Below are 15176 nucleotides of genomic sequence, written 5' to 3' on the forward strand. Positions count from 1 at the left end.
AATGGGTGAATGAGGCTGACATCGGCTGGAAGGATCCATGAACACCATCACCACGATCGAACAACTGGAAGCGCTCTACGGACGGCCCGGCGAAACCTCGCTGGTCAAGGAGCTCGACCATATCATCCCCGAATACGCGGCCTTCATCGAGTCTTCGCCCTTCGTGTCGCTGGCGACGAGCGGACCGGAAGGGCTCGACTGCTCGCCGCGTGGCGACAAGGCCGGCTTCGTGCGCATCCATGACGACAGGACGCTGATGATGCCCGACCGGCGCGGCAACAACCGGGCCGATTCGCTGAGGAACATCCTCCGCGATCCGCGCGTCGGGCTGCTGTTCCTGGTTCCGGGTTCGGGCACGACGTTGCGTGTCAACGGCCGCGCGGAGATTTCGATCGATCCCGAACTTTGCGCTTCCTTCACGGTTGAGGGAAAGCCGGCGCGGTCCGTCACCGTCATCGCGGTCGAGACCGTCTACTTTCAATGCGCCCGCGCCATCCATCGCTCCGAACTGTGGAACCACGAGCGCCATGTCGATCCCGCGAGCCTGCCGACGCCGGGAGAGATCCTCGCCGTCACCAGCCGTCATCGCATCGACGGAGAGACTTACGACAAGGAATGGCCGGAGCGGGCAAAGAACTCGATGTGGTGAACACATCACGTTCGAGGGCACGTCAACTCACCGACACGTGATCGGGAGGGGCTGCAACATCGCCGGGTTGCGGGCGTATATCATCGCATTATGCTCGCTAAGCACTCTTCCATGATGCCCTGGACCGACCGCGCAGGGCGGTTCTCGCCGCTGAAGGCCGTCGTCTTCGTGGGGACGCTGGTGCCGGCCGCTATGATATGGTGGTCCTGGGAAGCGCGGCTGCTCGGGCCGCGACCGCTCACCGTCGCCATTCACGAAACCGGCGACTGGGCGATCCGCTTCCTGCTTCTGTCGCTGGCCGTCACGCCGCTGCGGCGCATCGCCGACTGGCCGAAGCTGATCGTGGTGCGGCGCATGTTGGGCCTTGCGGCCCTGTTCTATATTCTTGCACACCTGCTGCTCTATGTGATCGACCAGAAATGGGACCTCTGGCGTGTTGCCGGCGAGATTGCGCTCAGGCTCTATCTGACGATCGGTTTCGTCGCGCTGCTCGGACTGGTGGCTCTCGGCCTCACTTCGACCGACGCAATGATCAAGCGGCTTGGCCGCAACTGGAATCGGCTGCACAGCGCCGTCTATGCGATCGGTGTACTGGGCGCTGTCCATTTCTTCATGCAGACCAAGGCCGACGTCTACCAGGCGACCCTGATGTCGGGCATCTTCATCCTGCTGATGCTCTATCGCATCGCCCATTGGCGGGGTTTCCCGATGGCCAATCCGCTGGTGCTCGCCGCCGTCGCCGCGCTGGCCGCCGTCGGCACCGCCGCTGCGGAATTCGCCTGGTATGGCCTGGCGACGGGCGTGCCGCCGCTTCGGGTGCTCGAGGCCAATCTGCACTTCGCCTTCCAGATCCGGCCGAGCTGGTGGGTGCTGGCCATCGGGCTGGGCGTGTGCGTGCTCGCCTTCGCGCGGCGCCGGACCGGCGCGGGCAGGGCGCCCCGCGGCAGGCGGCAGGCCGCTGGAGCGGCCGCCTGATCGGATATCCACGAATGGATCAGTCGTCCGCCTTCAGCATCTCCTCGATGCGCCGCATCTGCTCGCCCATCGTGTCGCATTCGCTCGGGCTCGATTGCGCCATCACCCGTTCGATCAGCGTCGAATAGATCCTCAGCGCCTTCATCAGCAGCGTCTCACCGGTGTCGGTCAGATAGAGGCGCATGATGCGCTTGTCCTTGGGGTCGCTCTCGCGGCGCAGCAGGCCCTGGGTTTCGAGCTGCGGCAGCAACATGGTGATGTTCGAGCGGCCGACCAGCAGACGGCGGGCGACGTCGTGCTGCGACATGCCCGGGTGTCGGTAGAGATTCATGAGCACGTCGAGCTGGCCGATCTTCAGGTCGAGCGGGGCCAGGGCCTTCGTCAGGGCGCGCACCACCGCCTTTTCGGCGCGCACCAGCGCGATCCAGTTGCGGAATCGCGGATTGTCCCAGGGCAGGTCTTGCTTATTGTTCATGATTGAACTAATATGTTCATGTTTGAACCATTTTGTGGATTCTCACTATGCCATCATTCGCCGTGAAGGTCATCCGCAGTGCATTTGGGGTCGCGGAGCACGTTGCACCAGGCCTCACCGGGCGCGCCGCCTTCGAGCTTTTCTGCCGCACGCCCAACCCGAAATCGCTCTCGGCGGGCGAGCGGCGCGCCGTCGACCAGGCGGTGCGCTTCATGGCCGATGCCAGGCGCCACCGCCTCACCGCCAGGAGCGGCATGGTCATGGCGTTCGAGTTCAAGCCGGCGACGGGAAGTCGCCCCGTGGGCACCGTGCTGGTCGTCCATGGGTGGCGTTCGCGCACGGAACATATGAAGTCGCTGATCGAAGGGTTCCGCGACGCCGGCTATCGCGTCATCGCGCTCGACCTGCCGGGGCACGGGCACTCGTCGGGACGCCGGCTCAACATGGCCATCGCCGTCGATGCGGTGCGCGTCGCCGCCGAATGGTTCGGACCATTCGCGGGCGTCGTCGGTCACTCTTTCGGCGGGGCCGTTGCCCTCAATTCAGCGGTGGGTTCGGTCGCTGGCATCGAACCGATCCCGGCGTCCCGGCTGGTGCTGATATCGGCGCCGAGTTCGATGCCTGCGCTGTTCGAGGATTTCGGACGCTTCCTCAATCTCGGGCCGCGCTCGCAGGTCGCGGTCGCGGCCCAGGTCGAGCGCGTCGCCGGCCGGCCGCTCGAGGATTTCGTCGGCGCCGCGCAACTCGCGTCGATGCCGATCCCCACCTTGGTGATCCATGCGCCCGATGATCGTGAAGTACCGGCCGACGACGCCAAGGCATTGGCCGCGGCGGGCGACCATGTGAAGCTCTACTGGGCGCGCGGGCTCGGTCATCGCCGCATTCTCTACGATCCCGAGGTCGTGACGCAGGCGGTCGGCTTCGTGGAACGAAAGCAGAAGCTCGCGCTCGTGAACTGAGCGGTGGGATGCAAGGGCCGACCGCGCCGCATGTCGGCGCGGCGGTCACAAACCTGTGTGCGCCCGGCTGGCAGGGTCCAAATTCACACAATCTTAACGATGCCAAGTTGTATCGGTATGATCACGTCTCGCCGCACAGCGGAATCATCTCCGTAATGCGGCCAAGGCAGCGGATTTCCCGGCTGGATGGGGTGATCGATGAGACTCTTCGGCAGGAAAGCAGCCCTGCTTCCTTTCGTGGCGCTTTCGGCGGTGCTCGTCGCCGGCGTTCCACAGGCGAGCGCCCAGAACTTCTTCGAAAGGCTGTTTGGGGGCGGTCTGCGGGAGCGCCCGCGCCAGGGCGGGTTGCCGCCGGCGCCCTCCAAGCCCAGGCCGACGGCGCGGCGTGCGGTTCCGAAGATCTCGGGTCCTTCGTATTACGACTACAAGGTCGATCCGCTTGTGAAGGTCGACTTCTCGCCGCTGCTCGCCGCACCGCAGCCGGCCGGCCTCGAGCCGATCCTAGTCGGCGCCTCGTTTCGTGAGGCGGTCGCCGGCCTCGAGGGATTCGACCTGGCCGCCGAGAAGGACATCGCCGGGGCGCTGGTCGCCTACTACGCGCAAAATCCCGACTTCATCTGGGTGTCGGGGCTCGATCTGAACGCGCGTGCCGTCGAGGCCGTTCGTACCTTGAGCGATGCCGGCAGTTTCGGTCTGGCGGCGGACGAATATTCGATCGTTGTCCCGCCCGCCAACATGTCCCTGGAGAACCAGGGTGCGCGGCTGGCCGAGCTGATCCGTTTCGAGATGGCTCTGTCTGCGCGCGTGCTTCGCTATGCGCGCGACGCGCAAGGCGGCCGCATCGATCCGAACCGGTTGTCCGGATATCACGACTTTCCCGCCAAACCGTTCGATCCGGCCGGTGTGCTGAAGACGCTGTCCCGCACCTCCGAGGTGCGCACCTATCTGGAATCCCGGCATCCGCAGAACGCCGAATACCAGGCATTGCGGGTCGAGCTCGAAGCCTTGCGCGCCAGTGCCGAGAACGAGGTGGTCGTCGACCCCAAGCTGCTGCTGAAACCCGGCGGGTCCAGCCTCGACCTGCCGAAGCTGCTCGGCGTGATCGCGCGCGGACTCGACGACGAAACCGGCGCCGACTTCGGCGAAGTGCTCGCAAGGCTGGGCGGCAGCGAAACCTATTCCGAGGAACTGGTTCCGGTGATCCGGGCCGCGCAGGAGAAGGTCGGGCTGAAGCCCGACGGGGTGATCGGCCCGCGCACCGTCGCGGCGCTGGTCGGGACCTCGAAGGCGGACCGCATGGACAAGGTGCTCATCGCGCTGGAGCGGCTGCGCTGGCTGCCTTCGGATCTCGGCAGCCCGCGCGTCTTCATCAACCAGCCGGCCTTCACGGCGAGCTATGTCGAAGGCGGGGAAACGAAGCTGCTGACGCGCACCGTCATCGGCAAGCCGACCAACCAGACCAGCTTCTTCTTCGACGAGATCGAGCAGGTGGACTACAATCCCTATTGGGGCGTGCCGCAATCGATCATCGTCAACGAGATGCTGCCCCGCTTGCGCCGCGATCCGGGTTATCTTGACCGGGCCGGTTATGAAGTGACGGATTCCAAGGGACGCCGAATCCCGTCGTCGTCGATCAATTGGGGCGCCTACGGGGCACGGGTGCCGTTCAACGTGCGCCAGGCGCCGAGCGAGGCGAATGCGCTGGGCGAACTGAAGATCCTCTTCCCCAACAAGCACGCGATCTACATGCACGACACGCCGTCGAAGGATCTCTTCCGCCGCGACGTCAGGGCGTTCAGCCATGGCTGCGTCAGGCTTCAGGATCCGCGCGGGATGGCCGCCGCCGTGCTCGGCACCACGGTCGATCACGTGGTGCAGAAGCTGGGACAAGGCCATTCAACCGAGAAGGTCATGCGCAAGATTCCGGTCTATGTCGCCTATTTCACGGCCTGGCCTGATCCATCCGGGAACGTCGAGTATTTCGCCGACATCTATGACCGTGACGCGCGTCTCCAGACCGCGATCGACAAGACCGACGCGGTGCGCCGGCCGAGTACCTGAGCGCGACGCGGCTCTCCGCGACCGCTCTCAGATCACGAAGAAATCCGCATGGGTGAGGGCGAGATGGGTGCCGACCCTGGCGAACAGGATCGCGCCGCCCGCGGCCGAACCATTGGCGTCGTAGAACAGCGCGCCGCTGTCGATATCGTAGATGATGCGGTCGTCTGCGTCATGCGCCACTCCGGCATTGCTCTTGAAGAACTGCGCCGCCGGTAGAAGCCCCGTCGTCCTCAACGCGGGGAAGACTGCGTTCTCCAGCCGGATCGTGTCGCTTGGCACATAGAAATCGGTGATCCTGTCCGTGTTGCTCAGGGCGTTCGGAAAGGTGTCGAAGACGAATTGATCCGCCCCGGAGCCACCGCTGAGCGTATCGTTGTCGGCGCCGCCAAAAAGAACGTCGTTGCCGCTTCCTCCCCAAAGGTGGTCGGCGCCGCGGTAGCTGCGCAGGACATTGTTTCCGGCGTCGCCGGCCAGCCGGTCGGCGTGGCCGGAGCCGATCAGGTTTTCAATGCCGGCCAGCGTGTCGCCCTTCGCGTCCCCGGTCGAGCCGAGACGCGTCGTCAGGCTCACCCAGACACCCGAAGCCGAAGTCGCATAGCTCGCGGTGTCGCGGCCTGCCCCGCCAACCAGACGGTCGGCCCCGGCGCCTCCGGTCAGCAGGTCGTTGCCGCCCGAGCCGTCGAGCGCATTGGCTGCGGCATTACCGAAAAGCCGGTCGCCATAGGCCGAGCCCGACAGATTCTCGATCGAGGAGTTGAGGTCACCCTTGGCTTCGCCCGCGTTCGTCGCCGGGCTGGCCAGGCTGACGGTCACGCCGCCCGCCGCGGCGTAATAGGAGGCCGTGTCGATGCCGGTGCCGCCATAGAGGCGATCTGCCCCGGCGCCGCCCACCAACAGGTCGTTGCCTGCGTCGCCATGGAGCTGGTCGTTGCCCGCGCCGCCGAAAAGAAGGTCGTTGCCGACATGGCCGAGCATTGCCACGGAGATGTTCAGCGCGTAGGTGGCCCCGGCCGGGACAGAGGCGGCGAAGCCGCCGGTGGCGCCGTCGAAGGTCCCCACGGCGACGTAGTAGGTGCCGGTGCCGGGAACGGTGAAGGCAAGCCGGGAGTCCTGGGTGCGGCCCGCATACGGTTTCGAGCCGGGATCGCTCACGCCATTGTCGTCATTGCCGCTGAGCGGAACACCGGCGGCGTTCCTCATCTGGACGTAGCTGTCGAAACCCACGGCGTGGTCTATGTCGAGGGTGACCGTCATGCCCTCCGTCAGCTCGATCCGATAGAATGCCGCGCGGCCGTTGCCGGTCGCGTTGACGCTTGTGTGCGGCACATTGGTGGCGTCGGCGATGTCGGGATCGGGCGTCAGCGTGAAATTGCCGGTCAGGTCTCTTGCGGTCTGCAGGCTGTTGTTCGCTGTTCCTGCCGCCAGCGTCACATACCCCGTCCCGAAGCCGAGTTTGGACGGCAGGAAATCGCCGCGCAGCACGTCGTTGCCGTTGCCTCCGTAGAGCCTGTCGTTGCCTCCCTGGCCGATCAGCGCATCGTTGCCGGCGTTGCCTTGCAGAGTATTGGCGGCCTGATTGCCCGATATCGTATCGCTGCCGGCGCCGCCGATGGCATTCTCGATCAGCGATCGTTGGTCGGTGCCGAATTGAAGCGCGTTGTAGATATTGGCCCGTGCGAAACTGCCGTCGCCGAGATCTGCGCGCTGCCATGCGGAGAACAGCGACCAGCCGCCGGGCGTGAGGCTGATCCGCATGCCGGCCGAATAGTTCGAGAAGTCATAGGTGTCGATGCCGTTGCCGTCCCAGATCGTCCGGAAGATCCGGTTGGAACCAGGTCCGCCCTGGCCAACGCCGTTGATGAACATCTCGCCCGTGTTCGGCGAAAAGCGATAGACATCGTTGCCTGCGCGGGTGATGAAGTTCGCGCCGTAGAGATGCTGGATGGCCGCTATGTCGTACATCATCAGCGTCTGCGCATAGCCGGAGGACTCGTTGGTGTAGCTGCCCGTGCCGCCCTCGACGTGAGAACGGTAGGTCATGACGGAGAATTCCATCGAATCCCGGTCCGGTGTCAGGGCCTGGTGGGTCAGGCCGTGATTGTTCTGATGACCGTGCTTGAGGCCGAGCGTGTGGCCGATCTCGTGAAGGACCGTCACCCAGGCGAAATTGCTGCGGGTGGGGCGGTCGTAGTCCGTCGCGTTGAACCAGATGTCGCCCTCGTTCGCCCAGGTCGGGAAACGCGCGTCGGCCGTGAAGTCGATCGCCGCCCTGGCCGCGGTCAGGTCGGCCTGAACGCTGCTCCCGACTTCGGTGAAAGTCAGGCGGGAAACCGCCTCATACTGGCGGGTGGCCGCGCGAAAGGCGTCCGCGAGCTGTGGCGTGACGGGCAGGAAGTGCGCCGTTCGCGTGTCGAAATGGCCGGGCTCGCACTCATAGGAGGCGGGGTAGTAGGAGGCCGAGATTGGAAAGGTATAGGTGAGGCTGGTGCTGCTCCAGCGCGTTCCGAAAAGCAGGGCGTCGACGTTCTGGTTGCCCGTCACTGTGGTGGCGTAATCTCCGGCCGACATGCGCCAAGCTGCCAAGTGAATTCAACATGCTGACCGACACTGACGGCTCGGCCCGTTGGAAAGGCTAGCACGGGCCGCACCGCATACGGTCCGGCCCAATAGGGAGCGAAACGGGCGCTGATGGTGGGCTGGCCTACAACGGTCGAAGGAGCGCCTGATACGTCTTTCGGAGGAGGGCAGGGCTGCTTTTGGCCATGAGCACCCTGCAGGGAGCAAGGCGTAGGGCGATCCGCCCTCATGCGACGTTCCGCGAGGATGGATCTTGGTCTTTTCTTTCAAGTTGTATGAAACATCGCGGGTTGAGCAATCGTATCTGAAGAGTGGAAGCCCTCACATCTCCGCTTTCCCCAACCCGGTGATCCGGGGCTTCCCCGCATTGTCCCGCGTCCTCGGTCCCTTCACCGGGGGCGCGGGCGTCTCGAGGCGTTAGGGGGGTTGCCGGCCAGGCAATTCGTGCGGCTCGAATCCGCATGGGGTCGGAGCGCAAAGCTGCGGGCTGGCCCAGGGGAGGCCATTCACCAAGATGTCGCCGATGTTGCCAAGTTCGTCATGGCCGAGTCCGATGGTACCGGCGGCTCGGCCGGGATCGAAAGGCAATCGCGTCGAAGCCGGTCTACAATCCGGAACCGGAAGCGCCTGGCTCAGGAAACATTCCTCTGCGCCTGCTCGGCGCTTTCCACCCAAGCCCTGGCCTCGCTGGCTTGGATGGTGGGCGATGCAGGGATTGAACCTGCGACCCCACCCGTGTGAAGGGTGTGCTCTCCCGCTGAGCTAATCGCCCGCCAATGGCCAGAGGGGCCAAGCGAGCCGCGATATAAGGGGTCATGCCGGGGCAAGTCAAGGACGACTTGCCGTCATTTTTCCCCAGGTCCGATAGGGTCTATCCCCGGCTTACGGCGATCAGCTTTTCGGCAAGCTGCAGCGTGAGCTCGTCGAAACTGGAGATGATCGTCGACGGCTCGAATTCGCGAACATGGCGGTCGGTATAGCCGAAATCGACGGCGACGACAGGAATGCCGGCCGCCTTTGCCGTGTCGATGTCGGTGCGCGAATCGCCGACCATCAGAGCATGGTCGCAGTCGCCGTCCGCACGCGCGATTGTCTCGATGAGATGGCGCGGATCCGGCTTGCGGAACGGGAAGGTATCCTGGCCGGCGATGAAGGCGAAGCGGTGCGCGATGCCCAGTTCCGTCAGCAGCCGCACCGCCATCATCTCGAACTTGTTGGTGCAGACGGCGAGCAGGTAGCCGGCATCGGCGAAGCGGTCGAGCGCGGCGACGGCGCCGCGGTAGGGCTGCGACTTGCCCGGCATGTTGTTGCTGTAGTGCTCGACGAAAAGATCGTAGAGACGGTCGTGCTCGGCGCCCGCGAGCGGCCGGTTCTGCGCGGCAAACGCCTTCTCGATCATCACCTTGCCGCCATGGCCGACGAAGCCGTAGAGGGCGGCGGCCTCCGCTGCGGCGAGCCCGCCTGCAACAAGGCTGTGGTTGAGGCTGTCGAGCAGGTCGGGTGCGGTGTCGACGAGCGTGCCGTCGAGATCGAAAACGATGATTGGCCGGGTCATGCGATCTTCCTTGCTGTCGGGACCGCCGATAGCGTGGTTGCTCGCCCGCCCGCAAGAGCGCGGCGCGCTCCTGCCTATAAAACCTTTGCCCTTCCGGACAAAAGTGATAGGAGCCGCAGCGGGAACAGGGGCATGCGGTCAATTCGATGGATGCGAAGGCGCTGAAGATAGAAGCCGCACGCGCGGCGCTTGAGCATGTGAGCGACGGCATGAAGCTCGGCATCGGCACCGGCTCGACCGCCGAAGAGTTCGTCAGGCTGCTCGCCGAGAAGGTCGCCGGCGGCATGACGATATCAGGCGTGCCGACATCGGAGCGCACCGCGAAGCTCTGCGGCGAACTCGGCATCACTCTGTCGACTCTCGATGAGACGCCCGAACTCGACCTGACGGTTGACGGCGCCGACGAGATCGACCCGGCCTTGTCGCTCATCAAGGGCGGCGGCGGCGCGCTGCTGCGCGAGAAGATCGTGGCGGCTGCCTCTGCCAGGATGATCGTCATCGCCGACCGCTCCAAGCTTGTCGACGCGTTGGGCGCGTTTCCGCTACCGATCGAGGTCAACAAGTTTGGCCTGAAGGCCACGACCATCGCCATCGCCAAATCCGCCAACGGCCTCGGTCTTGCCGGCTCGCTCACATTGCGCATGACGGATGGCGCGCCTTTTGTTACTGACGGCGGACATTTGATCCTCGATGCATCTTTTGGCCGCATTCCGGATACAAGAGCCCTGTCATTCGCGCTTCACGCCATCCCCGGCGTGGTCGAACACGGATTGTTTCTCGGGATGGCGACTGCGGCGATCGTCGCGGGAAAGAGCGGCATCGAGACCCTGCAAGCCACCCGCCAATAGGGAGTTTTATTCGTCATGACCTTGGCCGATCGTGCCCGCTGTCTTTCCGTTGCCTTTGTTTCCGCCGCGGTCCTGGCGTGCGCTCTTCCCGCCGCCGCACAGGACATCTCCGAATCGCACCTCAAGGCGGCCCGCGCCGCGGTTGATTCGATCAATGTCACGGATCAGTTCGACTCGATCCTGCCGCAGGCCGCGGCCGCGCTGAAGGCGGAGCTGATCCAGAAGAACCCGGATCGGCAGCAGCTCATCCTGCAGACGGTGGACGAAAAGACGCTGTGGCTGGCCGGACGCCGCGCCGATCTCGAGAAGGAGGCGGCCATGGCCTATGCTCGCACTTTCTCGGAGGAGGATCTCAATACGATCTCGACGTTCTACAATTCGGGCGCCGGCAAGAAGCTCCTGGCCGACGGCGCGATCGTGATGCGCCAGGTCATGCAGGCCGCGGAAATCTGGCAGCGCGGCGTTGCCCGCGATCTCGCCCAGTCCGTCGGCGAGGTCCTGAGCAAGGCTCCGGGCGCGCAGGCACAGCCGCTTTCTCCCGCCCCTGAGGCCCAGGCCGCACCGGCGCAGAACAACGCCAACTGACTTCGGCCTGGAGCGCATCGCGTCCGCCTCCACGCGCCAAAGGACGCTCCAGCGCTGCTATCGGCGCATCGGCCTTCCGAAGGTCGGATACGATTCCCCTGGGCCCATGCGGCAGGCGAAAACCCCGGCAGAAACGAGCCCGGTTCGCAGCCGGGCTTTTCTTTTGGCGTCGTCACCTCTACCTGTCTGTTCGCGCAGAATAGAGGGACCGCATCGATGGGCAGCTACGACTACGATCTCTTCGTCATCGGCGGCGGTTCGGGCGGCGTGCGCGCCGCACGTATTTCCGCCGGCCTCGGCAAGCGTGTCGCGATCGCCGAGGAGTTCCGTTTTGGCGGCACCTGCGTGATCCGCGGATGCGTGCCGAAGAAGCTCTATGTCTACGCCTCGCAGTTCCCGGAGCATTTCGCCGATGCGGCAGGCTATGGCTGGACCGTACCGGAGGCGCGGTTCGACTGGCAGACGCTGGTCGCCAACAAGGACAAGGAGATCGCCAGGCTTGAGGGCCTCTACAGAAAGGGCGTGGAAGGATCCGGCGGGCAGGTCTTCCAGTCGCGCGCCACGCTGGTCGATGCGCATACGATCCGCATCGAGGCGGAGGACCGCACCGTGACGGCCGATCAGATCATGATCACCACCGGCGGGCGTCCCAATCCACATCTCGCCCTTCCCGGCCATGAGCACTGCATCTTCTCCAACGAGGCCTTCGACCTGCCGGAACTGCCCGGGGCCATCATGATTGCCGGCGGCGGTTACATTGCCGTGGAGTTCGCGAACATCTTCCACGGTCTCGGCGTCGAGACCACGCTGGTCTATCGAGGCCGGGAGATCCTCAGCCGCTTCGACATGGATCTCAGGCGTGGCCTTCACGAGACCATGGAGAAGAAGGGCATCCGCATTTTGTGCCATACCGTCGGCGAGGCAGTCGACCGGCGCGACGACGGGCGCCTCGACGTGCACTTGTCCAATGGCGAGCGCCTGGTGGTGGACCAGGCGATGCTGGCGCTCGGCCGCATCCCCAACACTGAAAATGTCGGTCTGGAAAAGGCCGGCGTCGAAACCGGCAAGATGGGAGAGATCGTCGTCGACGACTTTTCGCGGACCAACGTCGAGAACATCTGGGCCATTGGCGACGTCACCAACAGGGTTCAACTCACGCCGGTCGCCATTCACGAGGCGATGTGCTTCGTGGAGACGGCATTCAAGAACAATCCGACCAGGCCCGACCACGACACGATCGCCACGGCCGTTTTCTCGCAGCCGGAGATCGGCACCGTCGGGCTTTCCGAAGACGAGGCGAGTACCCGTTTCGAGGAGATCGACATCTACCGCGCTGCGTTCAGGCCAATGCGCAATATCCTGGCCGGCCGCGACGAAAGGATGATGATGAAGCTCGTGGTCGATCGCGCAACGGACCGCGTGCTTGGTGCCCATGTGCTCGGCCCCGACGCCGGGGAGATGGCCCAGTTGCTCGGCATCGCCGTCAAGGCGCGCCTCGGCAAGCAGGATTTCGACCGCACGATGGCGCTTCACCCAACGGCTGCGGAAGAGTTGGTGACCATGTACAAACCGAGCCACAGCATCCGCAACGGTGAGCGCGTGGGGTAGGGGCGTCCCTGCTCACCGGCAACGTCGTCGGTGAGCGAGACGGCGCCCGGGCTCCCGGTTTTTCTGCGAGACCCGGTCGCAGCGACGCCCTTCAATCGGCAGGGAAGTGGCTTCGGGGCGGCACCTACGGTCATTCCTGGTTTGTCGGCGGGCGGCCGGGTTGACCATGGCCGCCTTTGCGAACACAGCCACGGCGGGAATGTCGGGCTCGTTCCCCGACGCCTTGGGCGATGCGATCTATGCCTGAGCGTCCGATGTCGTCCCTATCGTCATGGGTGTGCCGTCCAGCAGCCAGGCGGCGAACTGCGGCCATAGCGTTTCGGCGAAGCGGGAGCGGAAGAAGCCGAGATGGCCGATCTTCTGTCCGCCGCCGTCGCTCGGCGACAGCCAGCGCTCCTCGACATGCGCGTTTTCGTAGTGCCGCATCAGCGCCCGGACGGCGCGTCTCGTGCCCCAGGGGTCGTCGGTGAGGCCGATAGCCAGGATCGGCGTCCTGACGTCGCGATAGCGCGCCGTCTCGGGTAGGCTCGGGTCGTCGAAGAAATAGTCCGGCATGCGGCACCAGCGCGCCCAGTCGCGGAAGACCGAACCGGGGATCGGCTCGCCGACGCCCAGCCGGCGCGGCATGTCGCGAAAGAGCAGCGAGGCCGGCACGCCGACCAGGAACATGCGCGGCCCGGCGAGGCGGTCGTCCAGGCCGCGCCAGTAGCCGGACATGGTGGCCACCATGCCGTAGCGCAGGAAGCGCCCTGGAATCCCCGACAGGCCCAGGGCCTGGCCGCCATAGGACTGGCCGACCCCGACCATCGGGTGGTCGGGCGACACGGCATCCAGTGCCCGCGCGGCGGCCGGCAGATCGAGCAGCGCCCAGTCCTTCATGCCGATACGCTTCTTCCAGCCGGCAGGGCGCGGCGAGCCTCCCGTGCCGCGATAGTCGTAGATGAGCGCGGCGCGTGCGCCGGCCCTGACGACCGCTTCGGCAAAGCCGGCATAGAGACCGCGGGGGACCGCGGTCGCCGATGAGATCAGCACGAGCGGCCTGGTGCCGCTGCCCTCGAACAGCGTGCCCTTGAGCGGAAATCCATCGTCGGCGAGGAACGAGAGGTCGCAGCGGCTCATGTCGCTGCCGGGCGCATGGGCCGAGACTGCGGATCTGGCGGCATTCCGGGAAGAAATGGTGGCTTCGTCTGACATCGGCTGCACCTTTCGTTAGGGAGCCGAGAAAAGCTACCATTGACGTTAGCGTCAAAGTCAAGAGCGAAGCCATACGGAATCGTCCTGAAATCTTGACCTTATCGTAAGAAAAATTGTCTGCGGCACAGACATCCGCCGTTGTTCGAGCGCTCTTGTCGACCGCTGCGGGCGCGCATGCGCCATTCGCCTCACACTCAAATGCGGGCTAGAATAGGTGGCCGGCTTCGTGTAAGGAGCCGCGTTTCCGTAGAACGGGTCTGGCCGGCAATAGATGCCCGGAAAGAAGAGCTTTGGGTGCTGTCATGACGAAATGGTCGCCGAATTCCTGGAGAGCAAAGCCTATCCAGCAGGTGCCGGCCTATCCGGATCCGGTCGCTCTGGCCGAGGCCGAGGCTCGTCTGGCGACCTTTCCGCCGCTGGTTTTTGCAGGCGAGGCGCGCAAGCTGAAGAAGCAACTGGCGAGCGTCGCGGAAGGCGAGTCTTTCCTGTTGCAGGGCGGCGACTGCGCCGAGAGCTTCGCCGAGCACGGTGCCGACAATATTCGCGACTTCTTCCGCGTGTTCCTGCAGATGGCCGTCGTGCTCACCTTCGCCGGCTCGCAGCCGGTGGTGAAGGTCGGCCGTGTCGCCGGGCAGTTCGCCAAGCCGCGTTCCTCGGGCTCCGAGACCAAGGGTGACGTCACGCTGCCGTCCTATCGCGGCGACATCATCAACGGCATCGAGTTCGACGAGAAGTCGCGGGTGCCCGATCCGGCGCGCCAGGAAATGGCGTATCGGCAGTCGGCCGCCACGTTGAACCTGCTGCGCGCTTTCGCCCAGGGCGGCTATGCGAGCCTCGAGAACGTCCATCGCTGGATGCTGGGCTTCGTCGCCGACAGCCCGCAGGGCGACCGCTACGAGGCGCTCGCCAACCGCATCACCGAGACGATTGATTTCATGCGTGCGGTCGGCATCACGTCCGAGACCAACTTCGCGCTGCGCGAGACGGATTTCTACACCAGCCATGAAGCGTTGCTGCTCGGCTATGAGGAGGCGCTCACCCGCGTCGATTCCACCTCGGGCGACTGGTATGCGACGTCGGGCCACATGATCTGGATCGGCGACCGGACGCGCCAGCCCGATCACGCGCATGTCGAATACTGCCGCGGCATCAAGAACCCGCTCGGCCTGAAGTGTGGCCCGTCGATGACCGCCGAAGGCCTGCTGCAGCTGATCGACCTGCTCAATCCGGAGAACGAGCCGGGTCGCCTCACGCTGATCGCACGTTTCGGCTACGACAAGGTCGAAGACCACCTGCCGAAGCTTATCCGGGCGGTGAAGCGCGAAGGCCGCAAGGTCGTGTGGTCCTGCGATCCGATGCATGGCAACACCATCACGGCGGCCGGCTACAAGACGCGTCCCTTCGAGCGCATCCTCAAGGAAGTGCAGTCCTTCTTCGACATCCATCGCGCAGAGGGCACGCATCCCGGCGGCATCCATGTCGAAATGACCGGCAAGAACGTCACAGAATGTACCGGCGGCGCCCGCGCCATCACGGCCGAGGAGCTTCAGGATCGCTACCACACGCATTGCGACCCGCGCCTCAATGCCGACCAGGCGATCGAACTCGCTTTCCTGGTTTCCGATCTGCTCCGCAAGAGCCATGCCGGCGTGCCGCACAAGCAGGCCGTCAACAATTAAGGGAACAGGCA

12 protein-coding genes and 1 tRNA gene are annotated in these 15176 nt (G+C 64.8%); 8 read left to right on the forward strand and 5 right to left on the reverse strand.

Annotated elements, in window-relative coordinates:
* Positions 1–37: 37 nt before the first annotated feature.
* Together JN280_RS21490 and JN280_RS21495 are read left to right on the forward strand one after the other, a co-directional pair.
* Positions 38–649, forward strand: a complete 612-nt coding sequence (locus JN280_RS21490) for a pyridoxamine 5'-phosphate oxidase family protein (protein ID WP_202305045.1) — start codon at positions 38–40, stop codon at positions 647–649.
* A 111-nt stretch (positions 650–760) separates the two neighbouring features.
* Positions 761–1624: a sulfite oxidase heme-binding subunit YedZ gene (locus JN280_RS21495; protein WP_202305046.1), complete on the forward strand. Its 864-nt coding sequence runs from the start codon at positions 761–763 to the stop codon at positions 1622–1624.
* 19 nt (positions 1625–1643) lie between these two features.
* On the opposite strand, the gene JN280_RS21500 is transcribed toward JN280_RS21495, so the two are convergent.
* Positions 1644–2099, reverse strand: coding sequence for a MarR family winged helix-turn-helix transcriptional regulator (locus tag JN280_RS21500; protein WP_202305047.1), 456 nt, complete (start codon positions 2097–2099; stop codon positions 1644–1646).
* 47 nt (positions 2100–2146) lie between these two features.
* Here JN280_RS21500 and JN280_RS21505 point away from each other — a divergent pair, with 47 nt between their 5' ends.
* Positions 2147–3058, forward strand: coding sequence for an alpha/beta hydrolase (locus JN280_RS21505; RefSeq protein WP_202305048.1), 912 nt, complete (start codon positions 2147–2149; stop codon positions 3056–3058).
* 198 nt (positions 3059–3256) lie between these two features.
* Complete coding sequence (locus tag JN280_RS21510) at positions 3257–5119, forward strand: L,D-transpeptidase family protein (protein WP_202305049.1); 1863 nt, start codon at positions 3257–3259, stop codon at positions 5117–5119.
* A gap of 27 nt (positions 5120–5146) precedes the next feature.
* Here JN280_RS21510 and JN280_RS21515 read toward each other — a convergent pair whose 3' ends face one another.
* The 3 genes from JN280_RS21515 to JN280_RS21525 form a co-directional block, all read right to left on the reverse strand.
* Positions 5147–7687 (reverse strand): M10 family metallopeptidase C-terminal domain-containing protein, encoded by a 2541-nt coding sequence (locus JN280_RS21515; RefSeq protein ID WP_202305050.1) that lies wholly within the window; start codon positions 7685–7687, stop codon positions 5147–5149.
* Positions 7688–8393: 706 nt separating this feature from the next.
* Positions 8394–8468: transfer RNA gene (locus JN280_RS21520), tRNA-Val, on the reverse strand.
* Between the two features lie 99 nt (positions 8469–8567).
* A complete protein-coding gene (locus JN280_RS21525; protein ID WP_202305051.1) occupies positions 8568–9251 on the reverse strand; it encodes a phosphoglycolate phosphatase in 684 nt (227 codons plus the stop codon).
* Between the two features lie 146 nt (positions 9252–9397).
* Between JN280_RS21525 and rpiA the strand changes: the two genes are divergently transcribed.
* The 3 genes from rpiA to gor all read left to right on the forward strand — a co-directional run bounded on the left by rpiA (position 9398) and on the right by gor (position 12292).
* Positions 9398–10099, forward strand: coding sequence for a ribose-5-phosphate isomerase RpiA (gene rpiA, locus JN280_RS21530; RefSeq protein WP_202305052.1), 702 nt, complete (start codon positions 9398–9400; stop codon positions 10097–10099).
* 15 nt (positions 10100–10114) lie between these two features.
* Positions 10115–10684 (forward strand): DUF2059 domain-containing protein, encoded by a 570-nt coding sequence (locus tag JN280_RS21535; protein WP_202305053.1) that lies wholly within the window; start codon positions 10115–10117, stop codon positions 10682–10684.
* Positions 10685–10900: 216 nt separating this feature from the next.
* A complete protein-coding gene (gene gor / locus JN280_RS21540) occupies positions 10901–12292 on the forward strand; it encodes a glutathione-disulfide reductase (protein WP_202305055.1) in 1392 nt (463 codons plus the stop codon).
* Between the two features lie 237 nt (positions 12293–12529).
* Here the strand turns inward: gor and JN280_RS21545 are convergent, their stop codons facing one another.
* Entirely contained in the window at positions 12530–13411 is an 882-nt protein-coding gene (locus tag JN280_RS21545) for an alpha/beta hydrolase family protein (RefSeq protein ID WP_202314960.1), read from the reverse strand.
* Between the two features lie 377 nt (positions 13412–13788).
* Here JN280_RS21545 and JN280_RS21550 point away from each other — a divergent pair, with 377 nt between their 5' ends.
* Positions 13789–15165, forward strand: coding sequence for a class II 3-deoxy-7-phosphoheptulonate synthase (locus tag JN280_RS21550; RefSeq protein WP_202305057.1), 1377 nt, complete (start codon positions 13789–13791; stop codon positions 15163–15165).
* Positions 15166–15176: the final 11 nt, after the last annotated feature.

Source organism: Mesorhizobium sp. L-8-10 (assembly GCF_016756635.1).
Classification (GTDB): Bacteria; Pseudomonadota; Alphaproteobacteria; order Rhizobiales; family Rhizobiaceae.